Origin of the sequence: Actinoplanes nipponensis (assembly GCF_016862275.1) — a bacterium.
GTDB classification, from domain to species: Bacteria; Actinomycetota; Actinomycetes; order Mycobacteriales; family Micromonosporaceae; genus Actinoplanes; species Actinoplanes nipponensis.
This window is the reverse complement of record NZ_BOMQ01000031.1, coordinates 79,743-96,281: the sequence shown is the minus strand read 5'-3', so window position 1 is coordinate 96,281 and position 16,539 is coordinate 79,743. Positions and strand designations below refer to the sequence as shown.

Genomic DNA, 16,539 nt, shown 5'->3' with positions numbered 1-16,539 from the left:
GCCCGGCAGCCGGGGCATTTGCTATCGTTTCCTGCGTCGCCGGGGCATCGCGCCGGAGGGACAAGCGGACGTAGCGCAGCTGGTAGCGCATCACCTTGCCAAGGTGAGGGTCGCGGGTTCGAATCCCGTCGTCCGCTCTCTGTGGGGGCGGCTCCCTCGGCACCCCGGTCAGAAGGTGGCGATCGGGTTGACCGGGCTGCCGGACGCGCCGGCGAAACGGACCGGCGCGACGGCGAGGTGGAAGTCCCACTGGCCCAGCTCGGCCGCCGTCGTCGCGCACGCCTCCAGGTCGCAGTTGTCGAGCAGCCACAGTCCCATCGCGACGAGGCTGACCGCGTGAACCGGCATCAGCACGTCCGGGTATCCCGACGGCTGGACGTCCTGCGGGGTGTCGGCGCCGATCAGGGCGACCTCCCGGTCCCGCAGCCACGGCAGGCAGGACGCGTGCCAGCCGGCCTGGGTGAAACCGCCGGCCGCGCCGTTGTCGTGCCGGAAGCGGCCGTAGCCGGTCCGCAGGAGCACCGCGTCGCCGGAGCGCACCCGCACGCCCTGGCGACGCTCGGCCTCCTCGAGATCGTCGGGGAACACACCTTGCCCCGGCTCCAGCCACGGCACCCCGCGGACCCCCGCGACGTCCAGCAGGACACCCCGCGTGACGATGCCGTTCGCCGCCGCCGTGACGGCCGCCCACGCCGACCCCGTCGCGGCGTCGACCGACGAGTGCGACCGCCCGTTGTAGGTCGTGCCGTCCCAGAACAGGTGGCACGGCGAGTCGACGTGGGTGACGGTGTTGCCGTGGAACGTGATGCCGATCCGCTCGGTCGAGAAGCCCCAGCGCCGGTCGGCGTGGAAGGCGGCCACCGGCATGTTCTCGGCGCCGGGCATGTCGGCGGCACACGGGCACGTCGTCGTCGACCGCTCCATGTCCTCCGGCGCGGCGACCTCCCACGCGCACGACACACTCCGGCCGTGGCGCACGGAGCGCGCCGCCGCCAGCCGGACGTCGTCGGTGATGTGGTTCAGGGTCCCGAGCTCGTCCTCGTCGCCCCACCGCCCCCAGTTCGACAACGTGTCGAAGTAGCCGAGCACGTCGTCCTGGGTGGGCAGCGACCGCCGTGTTGTCATCCCAGCATCGACTCCTCCGGGCCCGCGGTACGGGGCACCGCGGGAAGGGTATCCGCCGACGCGGTCCGGGTCCGGCCACCACACCGCCACGCCCACGGTGACGTCAGCACTCCAGCCGGGGATCGTCAGGGCGGTGAAGGACCAGCCGTGGTCGCGGCGCCCTTTTGCTCCGCGGGCGGCTGAGGTGCGCTGCTGGGCCGTGTCGTCAAAGGGTCATAGCCACTGCAGCAGTGCGGCGATGGTGATGGTGGCCTGGAACGACGTGCTGAGATCCGAGCGTTCCGGGATGGTGTGGGCGATACCGCGGCGGCGCAGGTATGGCGGCCATGACCTGCTCGGAGGGGGTGCAGTCGTTGACATTGCCGCCGGAGAGCACGAACGCCAGGACCCGGCCGGCGCCGTCGCCGGCCAGGTGAATCTTGGTGGTCGGTCCGCCACGGGATCGTCCGAGGGCGTGATCCGGTTCATCCGTTTCCGGCTGCCCCTTTTTGCGCCCGCGGCGTGCTGGTGGGCCCGCACAATTGTGGAGTCGACCGAGACCAGCCAGTCGATATCAGCGTTCGCGTCCGCGGCGGCGTGGGCGGCGGCGAGCGTCGTGGCGAACGTGCCGTCGCGGCCCACCTGCGGAAACGGGTGTAGATCCCTTGAGGACACGGCTAGGCCGGCGGTAGGCCGTACCCCTGAACCGCCGCCATGAGCAGAGCCGTCAGCACCGGTTTGCCGGCCTCACTGACGTACGCGATGAGGCGTTGGAATCGCCCGCTTATCCGGGCGTCATCGGGCTCGGCCGCCTGCGCCTCGCGCTGCAGGTCGGCCAGCAGCCCGCCCAGTTTCTCCCGGTCGTGCGCATCCAGCCCGGAGTGGGGCAGCTCGCTGAGCACGCTGTCGGTGAATCGCTCGATGGCGCCCCGGTGGACCACCATCTCCTGGGTGCCGCCGGAGCTGCCGACGTTCACCTGGCCCTGATTGTTGGGGATGGAGACGGATATGGAGCTCTCCGGACGCCGCACATAGTCACTCACAGATCCTCCGTACAACTCTCTGCAGTCAATGCCTTGGGGGGTCAGCCGAACGCCCGAGGCAGGCGGCCGGCGGGGCCGATGCGGCCGGGGGTAGTCCGGCGGCACGGCGCCGGAGGCCGGGTATGCCGGTCGTTCCGGACGGACCACCCCGTCGCGGCCGGCGACCAGTCCCTTGCGGCGGAGGTAGTCCAGGGCCTCGCGCAACTCCTCGGCCGAGAAGGGATCACCCTCGAAGTGGCCGTCCATGAACAGCCCCCGTCCTGCCGCATGCTGCGGCTGCCGGTACAGCCACCGCACGATCTGGTCGCGGGCGGCCGCCGCGCGCAGGACGGGTTCCTGCCGGCGCCGGCGCCGGTTCACCACGTCCCGGCGGCCCTTGTCCGTGAGGCCGACGGTCAGGCCGTGGGCCGCCTCGAGGTGAGGAAAGCTCTCCAGTCGACCATCGTCGCAGAGGGCCCGGACGGCCTTCGGCCAGGAGCCGTCGCGGGCGTGCTCGGGCTGTCTCTCCGCGAGGAAGTCGTCGAGACGGGACGCTTCGGGCGGCGGCTCGGTCAGGAAGTCCAGCAGCTCGTCGTCCCGGCTCGGCTCGCCGTGGCGGGTGAGGAGGCAAGGGGGACCGGGGCGAGGGTTGCCGGCCGGGTGCCGGTCGTGGAGCCAGTCGAGGAAGAGGATCTGCATCCTGTCCGTGTCCATGGCATCCCCCTTTCGCTCGCCCCACTGGGGCAGCGACGCGGAGCCCTTGGCGCCGGGCCCGCAGAAATCAGCGTCTTACACCGCCGGGCGCCGCGCAAGCGTGGCGGAACGCGCCATCCGGCCCGAGTGCTCGGCGAGGGGCACGGCCGAGGCCGGTCGAGCAGCCCGGGTGCGGCGGCCGGACCGCCGCACCCGGTGGCCGCGGTCAGGCCGAGCTGCAGGCCGGGCCCAGCGCGCCGGCCGTACCGGTGCCCTGGAAGCCGAACTCCGTGGCCTGGCCGGCGCCCAGCTTGCCGTTGTAGGAGACGTTCGAGAACCGGACCGCGCCGCCGGAACCGGTCCGGTCGGCGTTCCAGGAGCTGGTGACGGCGGCGCCCGCGGGCAGGGTCAGGCCGACGGTCCAGCCGTTGATCGGCGACGAGCCGGCGGTGACCTTCACGGTGGCCACGAACCCGCCGGCCCACTGATTGACCGACACCGTCGCGGAGCAGCCGGCGCCCGGCGCCGGGGAGCTCGGCGGCGGGTCGGTCGGCCCGGGCGCGCTGGGGGACGGCGCGCTGGGGGACGGGGCGCTGGGTGACGGGGCGCTGGGTGACGGCGAGGGCGGGGTGGAGGTCGGCGGGGTCGAGGTGAGCACCGGGGTCGTCCAGTCCCGCCACTCCGCCAGGTTGCCGGCCGCCCGGCTGGAGATCCGCATCGCGCCGGCGGCGGTGCCCGTCCGCAGCAGGAACTTCTGGATGTTCTGCTGCAGCGGGGTCCGCCACTCGGGCCGGTTCGCGCAGTGGGTGCCGTCCTGGACGTCGGACCAGTAGGTGATGTCGGCGCCGGCGCCGAGGGCCCGGTAGACCTCGGCCCCGCCCAGCGCCGCCACGCTCGCCGACCTCGGGCCCAGGTTCGCGATGTGCGGGTTGTCCATGATGAACAGCCCGCGCGGCGCGACCATCGCCACCATCTCGTGCGTGTCCACCGGCAGCCGGGCCGGGCTGCCGGTGAACGGGCCGAAGGCGTCGCCGAGCCACGGCTGCTCACCGTAGGCGCTGCTCAGGCTCTGCGCGCCCTCGCCGGGGATGCCGCGGAAGATGGGCACCCCGGCGCTGCCCGACTCGATCGGCATGGTCAGGGCGATGCGCTGGTCGAACGCGCCGATCACGAACGCGCCCTTGCCGAAGCGGGAGCACCCGGTGACGCCGGTCGCGTCCGCCCGCAGGATGCCGCCGCCGGACTGCTCGATGACGTCGATGATCCGGCTGACCCCCCAGGCCCAGGCCATGAGCAGGCCGGTGCTGCTGGACGAGCCGTACACGCTGTAGAACGCGCCCTGCTTGGCGGAGCGCGGCGTGCCCTCCTTGCCGACCGCGTACGGGTCGTAGTTGATGACCGCCGCGCCGGCGGCCTTGATGGCGGCCGTGTCGGCGCCGAATCCGCCGAGGACCACGACGGCCGGGAACGGCCCGGTGCCGGCGGGCAGTTCGACCTTGGCGGAGAAGGAGGCGCTCTTGCCGTTGTGCGACACGTTCACGGTGATGCCGGTGCTGGAGACCGTGCCCGTGACCCCGGCCGGCTTGGCGGGCTTCTCGCCGTAGACGAACTTCTCCGCCAGCCTCTTGATTTCCTCCCGCCGGCACGGCCAGTCGGCGGTGGACGAGATGCGCGTGCCGTTCAGTCTCGTGAAGGGGTCGGGGAGCTTGGCGACGGACGGCAGCGAGCCCGCGTCGGGCAGGCTCGGGACGGCGCAGCCGGCTCCCTCGTCCTCCACGCCGGCGGCCTGGACGGCGGCCTCGGCGGGCGGGGCGGCCGGGAGCAGGGTCGCCACGCCGGCGACCGTGAGCGCCGCTATCGCCAACGCGGCGATCGTCGAGCGGATGTCAGAGCGGCCCGGGCTGGTGGTCACGAGGCCCTCCTTCCAGGGGATGGCGGAGCGGCGACCCTCGGCCGAGGGCCGGAAGTTTCGGGGGTACGGCGATGGAATCGCTCCCATGGTGGCCGGCTCCAGTGTCGGGTAGCCCATCGACCAAAGTCAATCTGACCAGGGGTGCGGTGACCGAAACTTCCGGCCGCCCGGCCCGGCCCGGCGCTCGGGGACACGTCGTGTCGTACCCGGCGCGTAATCTCTCGGCATGGCTGATGCTGAGGACGTCCGTCGCCTGGCGCTGGCCCTGCCGCACACCGTGGAGATCGAGAGCGACGGCTTCGACTTCCGGGTGGCGGGCAAGGGATTCGTCTGGTCCTATCCCGAGCGCCACCCCGGCAGGCCCCGGGTGATCCGCACCGACATCGCGGTGCTGTTCGTGGGCGACGAGGCGGAGAAGCAGGCGCTCCTGCTCGGCGAGCCGGAGGTGTTCTTCACCGCGCCCGGCTACGACGGCCTGCCCCTGGTGATGCTGCGCCTGGCGGAGGTCACCGTCGAGCGGCTGAGCGAGCTGATCACCGACGCGTGGCGCATGCGCGTGCCCGAGGAGCAGGCCGACGAGGTCGCCGCCGTCCGGGATTAGGGGGAAGCCGCCGGCGGGCGCTACGACCCGAAGGCCAGTTCCACCGGGCTCGAATAGTTGTCGACGGCGTTCAACGTGCGCACCGAGAACACGTGGCCACCACCGGCCGGCGCGTCGACGACCGCCGACGTGCTGCCCACCTCGGCGACCCGCTGCCCGTCCAGGCGCACCTCGTAGCCGGCGGTCGGCGGCGCCACGAACGGCGACTGGGCGGCCGGCGCGATCCACGACAGCCGCACCAGCCCGGCCGCCGGGACGTCCGCACGCAGGCCGCTGGGCGCCGCCGGCACCTCGTCCCCGCGCCAGATCTGGCCCAGCGACCGGAACGCCGACGCCGACACGTTGCCGGCCGCGTCCACCGCGCGCACTTCGAACACGTACACCCTCGGCGGCAGGGTCCCGCCGGTCGAGTAGACGTACCGCGGCTCGGTGACCGTCGCGCGCAGCTGGCCGCTCTCGTACACCTCGTACCGGACCGGGCCGTGGTCGTCGGCCGACGCCGCCCAGGTGAGCGTGAGCCCCGCGGAGATGTCGAAGGCCAGCGGCCCGGGCCGCCCGGGCGCCGTGTGGTCGGCCGGCGTGCCGGCGCAGTCGGCCCCGTTGAGCGTGCAGTTCTCCGGGGTGCCCAGCCCGCTGGCCACCCAGCCGAACGTCGTCGAGGACCCCGGCGCCAGGCGGGCGTTCCACGACTCGTTGGTGACGGCGTAGTGGTCCCCGGTCCGGGTGAACACGCCGCTGTACGAGCTGGTGACGCTGGTGCCGGCGGCCAGGTCGAACTCGACCCGCCAGCCGTCGACGACGGCCGCGGAGTCGTTGCGGACGGTGATGCTGCCGACGTAGCCGGACGGCCACTGGCCCAGGCGGGTGAAGACGGCCACCGCGGAGGCGGGCGCCGGGGCCGCGGCGACGGCGGCGGTGGGTGCGAGGACGGCGCCGGCGCTGAGCAGGAGCGTCGCGGCGATCCGGGCGGGAGACGTCATATCGACGAAGTTATATGGATGACGACCGCGACCGAAAGGGAATCCCGTATATCGGCTCACGCTCCGGGTGCCGGTGCGGCGCGATGTGGTTCGGTGGGGGCGCCCGCGGCTACGGGGCCCCCACCGGTATCCGGCGTCACCCCAGATCCTGGGAGGCCCCGTCGGAGCGGAACACGCCGGTGTTCCTGCCTCACCATTGAACGAGACGCGCTATCCCGCCCGGATCCGCAGGACGACGTATCTTGCGTACGCCCCCGGCCGGCTCGGGGCGAGCGTGCCGGTGATTGTTGCCGGATCCATCGGCATCAACGCAGAAGCGTTGCGGGGGCTTTCGGACTGCGAGACTGACGGGTGCCCGCATCGGGCCGGCGAGCGGCTACTCGTCGGGATGACGCGACGCGGGCATGACGACACCCCAGATCCAGAGTCCATCCCGGCGTCGATGTGCGGGCGGGAGAGGGGCTCGACGAAAGGCCCACAGCGCGCGTGCGGCGTGGACCCGTCCGAAATGGACCGCTGGAGGAACCGCTGGGAACGGGCCCGGGCGGAATACCAGGTCCAAGGCCTGGCCCGGAGGGGCGCTCCCGCTGCCGAGCAGATCCGCGTCATGATCGGCGTTTCCTCTCCCCTCCTGAGGGGCGCATTGGCCATCGCGATGACTGAGCAGGGCATTGCTGTGGTCGGGCTGCCGACGAACGTGATCGAGGCGGCGTCCGGCGCGGCGGCGCTGGATCCCGCCGTCCTGGTCGCCGACCTGCGTACCCCGGCCGATCTGCGAGGCCTGCTGACCTTCGCGACCATGTGCCCGGGTTGCGCGATCGTCGCCGTGACCGGGTCGGAGACGCCGGCCTGGCTGGGCACCCGTTCGCACCTGTTCGGGGGGCTCGTCTCCGCCGACTCCCACCCGATCGAGCTGGCGGCCGGCATTCGGTCCGCGGCGGCACGCCGGCGGCGTGCCGGGCGCCCAACGGCGGAGGTTCGGGTCGTCGAGATCCGGCCTGCCGAGGCCGTGGAGGCCGCCGGGGCTGCCCGGGCCGCGACCTCCACGGGCGACTTCGCCGAGGCCAGTCGTCAATGGCGTCGCGCGCTGGACCTGACATCGCATGACATGACCGAGCGCACGACGATGCTGCAGCACGCCGCTGAAGCCGCGTACCGGCACGGCGATTACCCGCGGGCGCTCGCGCTGCTCACCGAACTGGCCGACCGACCCGACAACCCGAGCCAGTGTGACGTGCATCTGCGCCGAGCCCGCTGCCTGGCGGCCGCCGGGCGCGCGATGCTCGCCGAGGCGGAGTACGAGCTGGCCATGGACGCCTGCGATGTCACGCCGCAACACCGAGCTGCGGCGACGGCTCATCTGGCCGAGCTCCTCCTGTACCTGGGCCGGTACGCCGACGCGAACACGAAGGCCCGCGTCGCCCTCGACCTTGTCACGCGTTCCGCGTCAACCACCGATCTGGTCCGAGCCAGCGCGGCGTTCGGATACAGTTCGGCCTTCCTCGGCGACCCGTACGTCGGTTTGAGCGTGGTTCGGCGGGCTGTGGCTCTCGCCGAGCGCTCCGGGCACCCCGACGATCTCGGTGTGGCCTACCTGCACCTGGCCGAGCTGCTGGCCGGGCCGCTCAACAACGTCGAGGAGGGCGTGCTGGCCGCCCGCCGTGGCGCCGATCAGTTGTCCAGGCTGGGAGCCGGCCCCACTTATCAGGCACGCCTTCTCGCCGTGGCCGGCAACTGCCTGTTCCGCGTCGGACAATGGGCCGAGGCCGAGGAGGTCCTGGAAGCGGCGATGCGGCTGCGTCCGTCCGGCGCCGACACTGTCGAGCTGCTGCTCGCCCGGTGCCGGCTCTCGGTCGGCGTCGGCGACGCGGCTGCCGCCAACCGCGACCTCGACGCGGTCGCGACCATCACCGCGAACGAAGGCGCCCGGCATGTCATGCCGATGCTCACCCTCCGGGCCGGCCTGGCCATCTGGCAGGGCGACTTCAAGGGCGCCCGGGACACCGTCCAGCGAGCCCTCCTCGATGCCGGCGCCGACGACTTGATCATTCTCGGCGTGTTGGCGTGGCACGGTCTGCGCGCCGAGGCGGCGGCGAGCGCTGCCGGCGAGCCGGTGGCCCCTTGGGCGGTCCGCCGCCTCGGCGCTGTCGTGTCGCGGATAGCCGACGGCGTCAGCAACGCTGCCCTGCCCGTCCGACAGATCATCGACGCTTACCTCGCCCTCTGTCGCGCGGAGACGAGCAGGATCGACCAACGCCACGATCCTGAACCCTGGGCCAAGGCGGCCACCGCGTGGGACCGCCGTCATCAGCCCTATCCTGCGGCGTATGCGCGGCTCCGCTATGCCGAGGCCACTCTCCGTCGCAGTTCCAGCCGGATCTCCGGGACACGGGCCCTGCGTCAGGCGCACGCGACAGCAATGGCGATGGGGGCCCGGCCCTTCGCCGCCGAGATCGGGGAGGTCGCCCGGCGGTACCAGGTGACGCTGGGCGATGACGCCAACGCGACGCTGCACCCGATTTCCGGGTGCGGTCGTGGCGGCGAGCTGGGCATCCTCACCCAGCGGGAGCGTGAGGTATTGGCCGCGGTGGCCGAGGGGCTCACCAACCGGGAGATCGGCGAACGCCTGTTCATCAGCGAACGCACGGTCGGCGTCCATGTCGGCCACATCTTCGACAAGCTTCAGGTCCGCACCCGGGTCCAGGCCAGCCGGATGTACCTCACCGCGGCCTGACCGTGGCGGCGGGACGTTGCAAACGTATCCGCAAACGGTCAACCCGGCCCGTCTCTGGCTATGCTGGCGCCGTCGACCGCCCACCCCGGGCGGCCGCGGGCAGCGAGGGAGTGGCGCGGGTGCGCACGACCGTCCATGACGTCGCGAGCGCGGCCGGCGTCTCGGTCTCCACGGTTTCCCGGGCGCTCACCGGCGGCCGGGTCAGCCCGGCCACGCGCGAGACGGTGCTGCGGGCCGCGGAGCGCCTCGGGTACCGGCCCAACCGGGCGGCGCAGGGGCTCATCACCGGCCGGACCGGCAACCTCGGGCTGATCGTCCCGGACCTGCGCAACCCGTTCTTCGCCGACGTCGCCAAGGGCGTGACCGCCCGGGCCCGGTCGGTCGACCACGGCGTGTTCATCAGCGACACCGACGAGGACGTGGCCGCCGAGCTGGAGGCCGTCGCCTCGCTGGGCCGCAACACCGACGGTCTGCTGCTCTGTTCGCCGCGCGCCGGCGACGCCGAGTTGCTGGAGGTGGCGGACCCCGCCGCGACGGTGCTGGTGCACCGGCGGGTGCCCGGCATGCTGTCCGTGGTGGCCGACATCGCCGACGGCACCCGGCAGGCGATCGGGCACCTGCGGGCGCTCGGGCACCGGCGCGTCGCCTTCGTCGCCGGGCCCGAGGACTCCTGGGCCGGGCGGCAGCGGCTGGCCGGGCTGGCCGGCGACGACACCGAGATCGTGCGGGTGGGTCCCGTGGCGCCCTCGTTCCAGGGCGGGGTGCTGGCCGGGGACCTGGTGCTGGCCGGCCCGGCCACGGCGGTGCTGGCGTACAACGACCTGGTCGCCGTCGGTCTGCTGCACCGCCTGGCCGCCCGCGGTGTCGCGGTGCCGGAGCGGATGAGCGTGGTCGGCTACGACGACATCAGCCTGGCCCTGATGAGCCATCCGCCGCTGACCACGGTCACGGTGCCCAAGGAGCGGGCCGGGGTGGCCGCCCTGGAGCTGCTGCTGCGCCGCATCGGCGGCGCGGGCGGACCGGGCCGCCCGGAGGCCGCGCCCCGGGAGGCCGGGATCACCCTGCCGACGAGCCTGGTCGTCCGGGCCTCCACCGGGGTCGCGCCGTCCTGACCGGTGGCCTCAGGTCACGGCGCCGAGCTGCCACGGCACGAACTCGTCGCGGCCCAGGTCCAGTTCCTCGCTCACGGTGGGCCGCCCGGACGCCACGTCCAGCACGGCCCGCAGGATCTCGTCGCCCACGTCCTCGATGGTGGCCGTGCCGTCGGCGATGCCGCCCGCGTTGAGATCCATGTCGTCGCGCATGCGCTCGTACATCGTGGTGTTCGTCGCGATCTTGATGCACGGGACGGGCTTGGTGCCCAGCACCGACCCGCGCCCGGTGGTGAAACAGACGACGGTGGCGCCGCCGGCCACCAGCCCGGTCACCGAGACCGGGTCGTAGCCGGGGGTGTCCATGAAGGTCAGCCCGGCGGCGGTCACCCGCTCGGCGTACTCGTAGACCGCGGTCAGCTCGGCGGTGCCGCCCTTGGCCACGGCGCCCAGCGACTTCTCCAGGATGGTGGTCAGGCCGCCGGCCTTGTTGCCCGGCGACGGGTTGTTGTCCAGGGTGCCGCCGCCCGCGCGGACGTACCGGTGCCACCACTCGATGCGCTCGAGCAGCCGCCGGCCGACCTCCTCGCTGACCGCGCGGCGGGTCAGCAGATGCTCCGCGCCGAAGATCTCGGGCGTCTCGGCCAGGACGGTGGTCGCTCCCTGAGCGACCAGCAGATCGGAGGTACGGCCCAGAGCGGGATTGGCCGTGATCCCGGAGTACCCGTCGGAGCCGCCGCAGTTGAGCCCCAGCACCAGCGCCGACGCCGGTACGGTCTGCCGCCGCCGTTGCGCCACCCGGGCCAGCAGCCCCTGCACCGCGGCGACCCCGGCCCGCACGGTCGCCCGGATGCCGCCCTGCTCCTGGATGACCAGCTGCTCGACCAGCGTGTCGGCCGGGCGCTCGCCGCCGGCCACGCTGTCCACGCCGATCATCTCGCAGCCCAGGCCCAGCACCAGGATCGCGCCGATGTTGGGGTGCGCGGCGTACCCGTGCAGGGTGCGCCGCAGCAGCCGGCCGCCGTCGCTGGCCGGCACCAGCCCGCAGCCGGAGTCGTGGGTGAGCGCGACGACGCCGTCCACGCCCGGGAAGGCGGCCAGCGCCGGACCGCGGAACTGGTCGGCGATCATCCGGGCCGTCGACGCGGCGCAGTTGACCGAGGTGACGATGCCGACGTAGTTGCGGGTGCCGACCGAGCCGTTCGCGCGGACGTAGCCGGCAAACGTGCGGAGGTCGCCGGCCGGCGCGATCCGCACGCGGGCCGTGCCGAACTCGTACGCGTGGTCGACGGACTCCATCGCCAGGTTGTGTGTGTGCACGTGGTCGCCGGGCCGGACGGCGGTCGTCGTCCGGCCGATCGTCTGGCCGTACTTGAGCACGCGCGCGCCCGGCGGCAGCCCGCGGAGGGCGACCTTGTGGCCCTGCGGGACGGTCGCGGTCACGGTCAGCCGGTCGTCGCCGTGCCGCAGCTCCAGGCCGGGCGCCAGCTCCCGCAGCGCCACCGCGACGTCGTCGCCGGGGGCCAGCAGCAGCGCGTGGTCGGTGAGCGGGGCAGGGTCGCGATCAGCCATGGGGATGCTTTCCTCGCCGGGCACTGAAAATTTGCGGGAACGTTTCCAGGCGGTATCATCGCACGCAGTCGATGCGTCGTCCACCGGCGCCGGGCGAGGGGTGAGGACCGTGCACGAGATCCTGCGGCAGTTGGGTGAGCACGCGCTCGTGCCCGTGGTGGTGCTCGACGATCCGGCCGCCGCCCTCCCGCTGGGCCAGGCGCTGGTCGACGGCGGGCTGCCCGTCGCCGAGGTCACGCTGCGCACCCCCGAGGCCCTCAAGGGCATCCAGGAGCTGGCCGGGCACGGCGGCCTGCTGGTGGGCGCCGGCACCGTGCTGACCCCGGACCAGGTCGACCTGGCCGTCGCGGCCGGCGCCCGGTACGTCGTCTCGCCCGGCCTGTCCCGCGCCGTCGTCGAGCGCTGCCGGTCGGTCGGCGTACCGGCACTGCCCGGCGCGGTGACCGCGACCGAGGTCCAGGCGGCCGTCGAGCTCGGCCTCGAGGCCGTGAAGTTCTTCCCGGCCGCCACCTCCGGCGGTCCCGCGGCCGTCGCCGCGCTGGCCGCGCCGTTCGCGGCGATGCGCTTCGTCCCCACCGGCGGCATCGACGCGGGCAACGTCGCCGACTATCTCGCGCTGCCGGCCGTGCTCGCGGTCGGCGGCTCCTGGATGGTGCCGCGCGCGGCGGTCCGCGCCGGCGACTTCGCCCGCGTCCGCGAGCTGACCAGCCAGGCCGTCGCCGCCACCCGCGGACGTTGAGAGAGGTCCACCATGCCGGTTCTGCCGCTCAGGCCCGCCGAGTCCTGCCGCTACGACGCGGTGAGCCTGGGTGAGGTGATGCTGCGCCTCGACCCGGGGGAGGGGCGCGTCCGCACGGCCCGCTCCTTCCGCGCCTCCGAGGGCGGCGGCGAGTACAACGTCGCCCGGGGGCTGCGGCGCGTCTTCGGGCTGCGCACCGCCGTCGTCACCGCGCTGGCCGACAACGAGGTGGGCCGGCTCGTCGAGGACTGCATGCTGACCGGCGGGGTCGACACCAGCTACGTGCGGTGGATCCCGTACGACGGGGTGGGCCGCGCCGTCCGCAACGGGCTCAACTTCACCGAGCGGGGCTTCGGCGTCCGCGGCGCGGTCGGCGTCTCGGACCGCGGCCACACGGCGGCGTCGCAGCTGCGGGCGCAGGACGTCGACTGGGACCACCTGTTCGGCGAGGTCGGCGTCCGCTGGCTGCACACCGGGGGGATCTTCGCCGCCCTGTCGGACACCGCCGCGGAGACCACCCTGGCCGCCGTCCACGCCGCCCGCCGCCACGGCACCGTCGTCTCGTACGACCTGAACTACCGCCCCAGCCTGTGGAAGGCGGTCGGCGGCACCGCCCGGGCCCGCGAGGTCAATTCCGGCATCGCCCCGCACGTCGACGTGATGATCGGCAACGAGGAGGACTTCACCGCCTGCCTCGGCTTCGCGGTGGAGGGGGTCGGCGAGGACCTGCGCGACCTGCGCAGCGCGTCCTTCGCCCAGATGATCAGCAAGGTGGCGGCCGAGTATCCGCGCCTGCGGGTCATCGCGACCACCCTGCGCGGGGTGCGCTCGGCCACCCGCAACGACTGGGGAGCGCTGGCCTGGTCGGCGCCGACCGGCGTGCTGGAGGCGACCCACCGGGCCGACCTGGAGATCCTGGACCGGGTCGGCGGCGGCGACTCGTTCGCCGCCGGGCTGATCTTCGGCATCCTGCAGGGCGCGACGCTCGCGGAGGCGGTCGAGTACGGCGCCGCCCACGGGGCGCTCGCCATGACCACCCCCGGGGACACGTCGATGGCCACCAAGGCGGAGGTGCTCGCGCTGGCGGCGGGTGGGGGAGCCCGCGTCCAGCGCTGAGGTCCCGCCGGTGCGCTGACGGTGCATGACCGTGACCACACTCACCGCTACGATCGTCGGGGGTCCGGGGCTACCGAAGGGCATGCGATGGCCAGTATGACCACGTGGACCGGCTGGGAAGCCAATGCGCTGCGCAAGGCGCTCCGGATGAGCGTGACCGAGTTCGCGGAACATCTCGGCGCGGCGCGGCGCACGGTGGCTAAGTGGAGCAGCCGAGGCCGCGAGATCCAGATGCGCCCGGAAATGCAGGCCGCGCTGGACACGGTGCTGGCACGGGCATCGGCCGAGGTCCGCGAACGCTTCGAGCAACTCCGGTCTGCAGACACCGGCGATGCGCCGGCATCCCACCGCGAAGCCCGCGCGGTGTCGGACATCACCTCCGTGGTCGCAACCGGCGAAGGGCACCGCGGCGAGCCTGATCAGGAGGGTGGCATGCAACGGAGGGAGTTTCTCACGGATGCGGCCTCAGGGTGCGCCGCGGTTGTCCCGGCCGTCGCACGCCTGCTCGATGCCCTGCTGGCCACAGGTCGTGTTCCGGTCGAATCGGACGCACCGCCGTCGCTGCGGGATCTGGCTGTGCGGGTCGCCGCTGTGAAACGTGACTACCAGGCCTGCCGGTACCACAGTGCCCGTGAACAACTGGTCAGTCTCTTACCGCTTGCCGCCGCGGCTCGGCTTCACCTGACCGGCGATGGACTGTCCGACCTCGAAGTGCTCTGCGCCGACATGTATCACGTGGTGGCCAGCCTGCTACTCAAAAGCGGCGATCGGGCGATGGCGCTGGTGGCGGCCGAACGCAGCACCCGGTCCGGGTTGGACAGCGCAGATCCCGTCGCGGTCTGCGCCAGCGCGCGCATCATGACCCACGCCCTGATGGAGAACGGTCACAACCGCCAGTCGGTGGCGTTGGCGCAGACGGCCGCCGCCAACGTGGAGCAGGCCACGCGGCTCGGTTCCGTGGACGCCGTGGCCGTCTACGGGGCGCTACTGCTGCGAGGCTCGATCGCGGCGGCGCGGGCCGAAGATCGATTCGCGGCCTGGTCGATGCTGAACGAGGCTGAGCGCGCCGCCGCCCGGCTGGGCCGTGACGGCAACGACCGGTGGACCGGCTTCGGCCCGAACAATGTGTTGCAGCATCGGGTTGCCGTGGCTCTCGCTCTCGGCGACGCCGGCAAGGCGATCACCTTTGCGCGGCAGGTGCAGATTGACAAGATTCTTCTCACCGAGCGGAAGGCGTCACTGTTCGTCGACGTGGCGCAGGCGTACACGCGATGGGGTCGCCACGAGGAGAGCCTGTCGGCCTTGCGGACCGCGTACGGGATCGCCCCGGAAGAGATCCGTTCCCGCCCGGCGGTGCACCGCATCGTTACGGACCTGGCTGCCCTGTCCCGGGGTCACACCCGTAGCCAGGTCATCGACTTCGCCGCCGGCGCAGGAGTCAGCTGGTGAGTGACGGCCATCTCCGGATAGTCGTGTGCGGTGCGGGACCCGCTACCGACGTCCACCGGCTGATCGAGATCGCTCACCAGCATTCGTGGACGGCGGCGGTGACGGCGACGGCGACGGCACTGCCCCTGCTCGACGTTCCCATGATCGAGCACCTGACCGGCAACCCGGTGCGTACGTCCTACCGCACCTCCGGGCGGCGAGTGGTGCCACCGGTGAACGCCGTGATCATCGCTCCGGCCACCTACAACACGATCATCAAGCTGGCCCTCGGGATCGCCGACACCTACCCGTTGACCTCGGCCGCCGAGCTGGTCGGACGCGGCATCCCCACCGTGATCGTGCCGTACGTCAACGCCGCACTGGCGGCCCGCCTGCCCTTCCAGCGCGCCATCGTGGATCTGCGCGCCGAGGGTGTCCGCGTGCTGTGCGGCCCGCGCGACGACTGGGAACCCCACCCGCCGGGCGCCGGCCTCGAAGCGCGGCGGACCTTTCCTTGGCTGAAGGCGTTCCAGCTCGCACAGCGGGCCGCCAGCCGCCAGGTGCACCCTTAGCGCACCGGCAGGGACATGCTGGGACATCCCCGGCCGTCATGGATACGGGTTAGCTCTCAGCATGCGATGCCCTCACCTGACGCAGAGCCCGATAGCCGGCAACCGCGACGTCCTTCGGCACCTGGCCGAACAGGTCGCCGACTGCCTCGCCGATCGCGGCTACGCATTCGTCGAAGAAGACCGGATCGAGGGACTGGCAGCGACGCTGGGATCTTTCCTCGCGTCGGCCGGCATCCCGATCAACCCGCCTGACGCGCCGGTCGGTACCCCGGGCGTCGGCTGTCCATGAATGCGGTTCACGGCCGTCGACCGCTCACCCGCCCGCGAGCAAACCGGCAATCAGGTCCTGCAGCGGCTCCAGCAGCTCGTCCTCGCCCGCCGACGCCAGCGGCTCCATCGCGGCCGCGGAGCGCAGCAGGGCGATCCCGAGCGCGGCGGACAGCGCGATCTGGGCGCGCAGCAGCACCTGCTCGGCGCCGGGGCCGTCCGGCGGCCGGCCGGCGCTGGCGGCCAGGCGTTCGGCGAACGAGCGCAGGATGCCCAGCCGGATCTCGTCGGCGCGCTCGTCGCCGGAGGAGCGCAGAAGCAGCAGCAACAGGCTGGGATGCCGGCCCGTGTGCGGGCCGGCGAGCTGCCGGGCGATGGCGTGCGGCACCTCGTCGAGGGGCACATCCGCCGACACCGTCCGGCCGAGCTCGTCGTCGGCGCCCGTGAGGCACGCCTCGAACAGGCCCTCCTTCGACGAGAAGTAGCGGTTGATCAGGGCGACGTTCACCCCGGCCTCGTCGGCGATCTCCCGCACCGTGGTGGCGGAGTAGCCCTGGCTCGCGAACCGGCGCCGGGCGGCGTCGAGCAGCAGCTGCCGGGTGCCGGCCGCGTCCCGGCGCCGAGGGGTGAGTGTCGTCATGGCTTCCTTCCGTTGCGTCACCAGCCTAGCCGCGCCCGGTGTGACGTAAACAATCGTTGACTTTCGGG

General features: G+C 72.8%; 14 protein-coding genes, 1 tRNA gene and 1 pseudogene. 9 read left to right on the top strand and 7 right to left on the bottom strand.

All coding sequences use genetic code 11. The features are described from left to right. Positions 1–64: 64 nt before the first annotated feature. Positions 65–137, top strand: a tRNA-Gly gene (locus Ani05nite_RS14050). Between the two features lie 31 nt (positions 138–168). On the opposite strand, the gene Ani05nite_RS14045 is transcribed toward Ani05nite_RS14050, so the two are convergent. The 4 genes and pseudogenes from Ani05nite_RS14045 to Ani05nite_RS14030 all read right to left on the bottom strand — a co-directional run bounded on the left by Ani05nite_RS14045 (position 169) and on the right by Ani05nite_RS14030 (position 4,731). Beyond that, entirely contained in the window at positions 169–1,125 is a 957-nt protein-coding gene (locus Ani05nite_RS14045; RefSeq protein ID WP_239129890.1) for a cyclase family protein, read from the bottom strand. A gap of 292 nt (positions 1,126–1,417) precedes the next feature. Beyond that, a pseudogene (locus tag Ani05nite_RS42370) lies at positions 1,418–1,766 on the bottom strand (transposase); the annotation flags it as partial. A gap of 15 nt (positions 1,767–1,781) precedes the next feature. Beyond that, complete coding sequence (locus Ani05nite_RS14035; protein WP_203768533.1) at positions 1,782–2,825, bottom strand: hypothetical protein; 1,044 nt, start codon at positions 2,823–2,825, stop codon at positions 1,782–1,784. 220 nt (positions 2,826–3,045) lie between these two features. Next, the gene (locus Ani05nite_RS14030) at positions 3,046–4,731 is read right to left on the bottom strand and encodes a glucuronyl esterase domain-containing protein (RefSeq protein WP_239129889.1); all 1,686 of its coding nucleotides are present in this window, start codon (positions 4,729–4,731) and stop codon (positions 3,046–3,048) included. Positions 4,732–4,957: 226 nt separating this feature from the next. Here Ani05nite_RS14030 and Ani05nite_RS14025 point away from each other — a divergent pair, with 226 nt between their 5' ends. Continuing rightward, positions 4,958–5,332 carry an MmcQ/YjbR family DNA-binding protein gene (locus Ani05nite_RS14025; RefSeq protein ID WP_203768531.1) on the top strand — a complete coding sequence of 125 codons (375 nt, stop codon included), beginning with the start codon at positions 4,958–4,960 and terminating at the stop codon, positions 5,330–5,332. Positions 5,333–5,352: 20 nt separating this feature from the next. Here the strand turns inward: Ani05nite_RS14025 and Ani05nite_RS14020 are convergent, their stop codons facing one another. Further along, positions 5,353–6,312, bottom strand: a complete 960-nt coding sequence (locus Ani05nite_RS14020; protein WP_203768530.1) for a cellulose binding domain-containing protein — start codon at positions 6,310–6,312, stop codon at positions 5,353–5,355. Between the two features lie 196 nt (positions 6,313–6,508). Here Ani05nite_RS14020 and Ani05nite_RS41845 point away from each other — a divergent pair, with 196 nt between their 5' ends. Both Ani05nite_RS41845 and Ani05nite_RS14010 read left to right on the top strand, forming a co-directional pair. Further along, complete coding sequence (locus Ani05nite_RS41845) at positions 6,509–9,046, top strand: LuxR C-terminal-related transcriptional regulator (protein ID WP_275410546.1); 2,538 nt, start codon at positions 6,509–6,511, stop codon at positions 9,044–9,046. Between the two features lie 119 nt (positions 9,047–9,165). Continuing rightward, on the top strand, positions 9,166–10,158 hold the full coding sequence (locus Ani05nite_RS14010; protein ID WP_203768529.1) for a LacI family DNA-binding transcriptional regulator: 993 nt from the start codon (positions 9,166–9,168) through the stop codon (positions 10,156–10,158). Positions 10,159–10,167: 9 nt separating this feature from the next. Here the strand turns inward: Ani05nite_RS14010 and Ani05nite_RS14005 are convergent, their stop codons facing one another. Next, on the bottom strand, positions 10,168–11,709 hold the full coding sequence (locus Ani05nite_RS14005) for a UxaA family hydrolase (protein ID WP_203768527.1): 1,542 nt from the start codon (positions 11,707–11,709) through the stop codon (positions 10,168–10,170). Between the two features lie 109 nt (positions 11,710–11,818). Between Ani05nite_RS14005 and Ani05nite_RS14000 the strand changes: the two genes are divergently transcribed. From Ani05nite_RS14000 to Ani05nite_RS13980, 5 genes are all read left to right on the top strand, one after another. Continuing rightward, entirely contained in the window at positions 11,819–12,448 is a 630-nt protein-coding gene (locus Ani05nite_RS14000) for a bifunctional 4-hydroxy-2-oxoglutarate aldolase/2-dehydro-3-deoxy-phosphogluconate aldolase (RefSeq protein ID WP_239129888.1), read from the top strand. A gap of 12 nt (positions 12,449–12,460) precedes the next feature. Next, positions 12,461–13,564 carry a sugar kinase gene (locus Ani05nite_RS13995; protein ID WP_203768525.1) on the top strand — a complete coding sequence of 368 codons (1,104 nt, stop codon included), beginning with the start codon at positions 12,461–12,463 and terminating at the stop codon, positions 13,562–13,564. An 87-nt stretch (positions 13,565–13,651) separates the two neighbouring features. Beyond that, entirely contained in the window at positions 13,652–15,013 is a 1,362-nt protein-coding gene (locus Ani05nite_RS13990) for a helix-turn-helix domain-containing protein (protein ID WP_203768523.1), read from the top strand. After that, complete coding sequence (locus tag Ani05nite_RS13985) at positions 15,010–15,564, top strand: flavoprotein (RefSeq protein WP_203768521.1); 555 nt, start codon at positions 15,010–15,012, stop codon at positions 15,562–15,564. The genes Ani05nite_RS13990 and Ani05nite_RS13985 overlap by 4 nt, the downstream gene beginning before the upstream one ends. 61 nt (positions 15,565–15,625) lie before the next feature. After that, the gene (locus Ani05nite_RS13980) at positions 15,626–15,853 is read left to right on the top strand and encodes a hypothetical protein (RefSeq protein WP_203768519.1); all 228 of its coding nucleotides are present in this window, start codon (positions 15,626–15,628) and stop codon (positions 15,851–15,853) included. 24 nt (positions 15,854–15,877) lie between these two features. Here Ani05nite_RS13980 and Ani05nite_RS13975 read toward each other — a convergent pair whose 3' ends face one another. Beyond that, positions 15,878–16,471, bottom strand: a complete 594-nt coding sequence (locus Ani05nite_RS13975; RefSeq protein WP_203768517.1) for a TetR/AcrR family transcriptional regulator — start codon at positions 16,469–16,471, stop codon at positions 15,878–15,880. Positions 16,472–16,539 lie beyond the last annotated feature (68 nt).

What these genes read in the sequence shown, in the direction of transcription:
- Ani05nite_RS14045 (WP_239129890.1), bottom strand. Translation starts at nt 1,125, where the DNA reads ATGACAACACGGCGGTCGCTGCCCACCCAGGACGACGTGCTCGGCTAC.
- Ani05nite_RS13975 (WP_203768517.1), bottom strand. Translation starts at nt 16,471, where the DNA reads ATGACGACACTCACCCCTCGGCGCCGGGACGCGGCCGGCACCCGGCAG.
- Ani05nite_RS13980 (WP_203768519.1), top strand. Translation starts at nt 15,626, where the DNA reads ATGCGATGCCCTCACCTGACGCAGAGCCCGATAGCCGGCAACCGCGAC.
- Ani05nite_RS13995 (WP_203768525.1), top strand. Translation starts at nt 12,461, where the DNA reads ATGCCGGTTCTGCCGCTCAGGCCCGCCGAGTCCTGCCGCTACGACGCG.
- Ani05nite_RS13990 (WP_203768523.1), top strand. Translation starts at nt 13,652, where the DNA reads ATGGCCAGTATGACCACGTGGACCGGCTGGGAAGCCAATGCGCTGCGC.
- Ani05nite_RS14005 (WP_203768527.1), bottom strand. Translation starts at nt 11,709, where the DNA reads ATGGCTGATCGCGACCCTGCCCCGCTCACCGACCACGCGCTGCTGCTG.
- Ani05nite_RS14020 (WP_203768530.1), bottom strand. Translation starts at nt 6,312, where the DNA reads ATGACGTCTCCCGCCCGGATCGCCGCGACGCTCCTGCTCAGCGCCGGC.
- Ani05nite_RS14035 (WP_203768533.1), bottom strand. Translation starts at nt 2,825, where the DNA reads ATGCAGATCCTCTTCCTCGACTGGCTCCACGACCGGCACCCGGCCGGC.
- Ani05nite_RS14025 (WP_203768531.1), top strand. Translation starts at nt 4,958, where the DNA reads ATGGCTGATGCTGAGGACGTCCGTCGCCTGGCGCTGGCCCTGCCGCAC.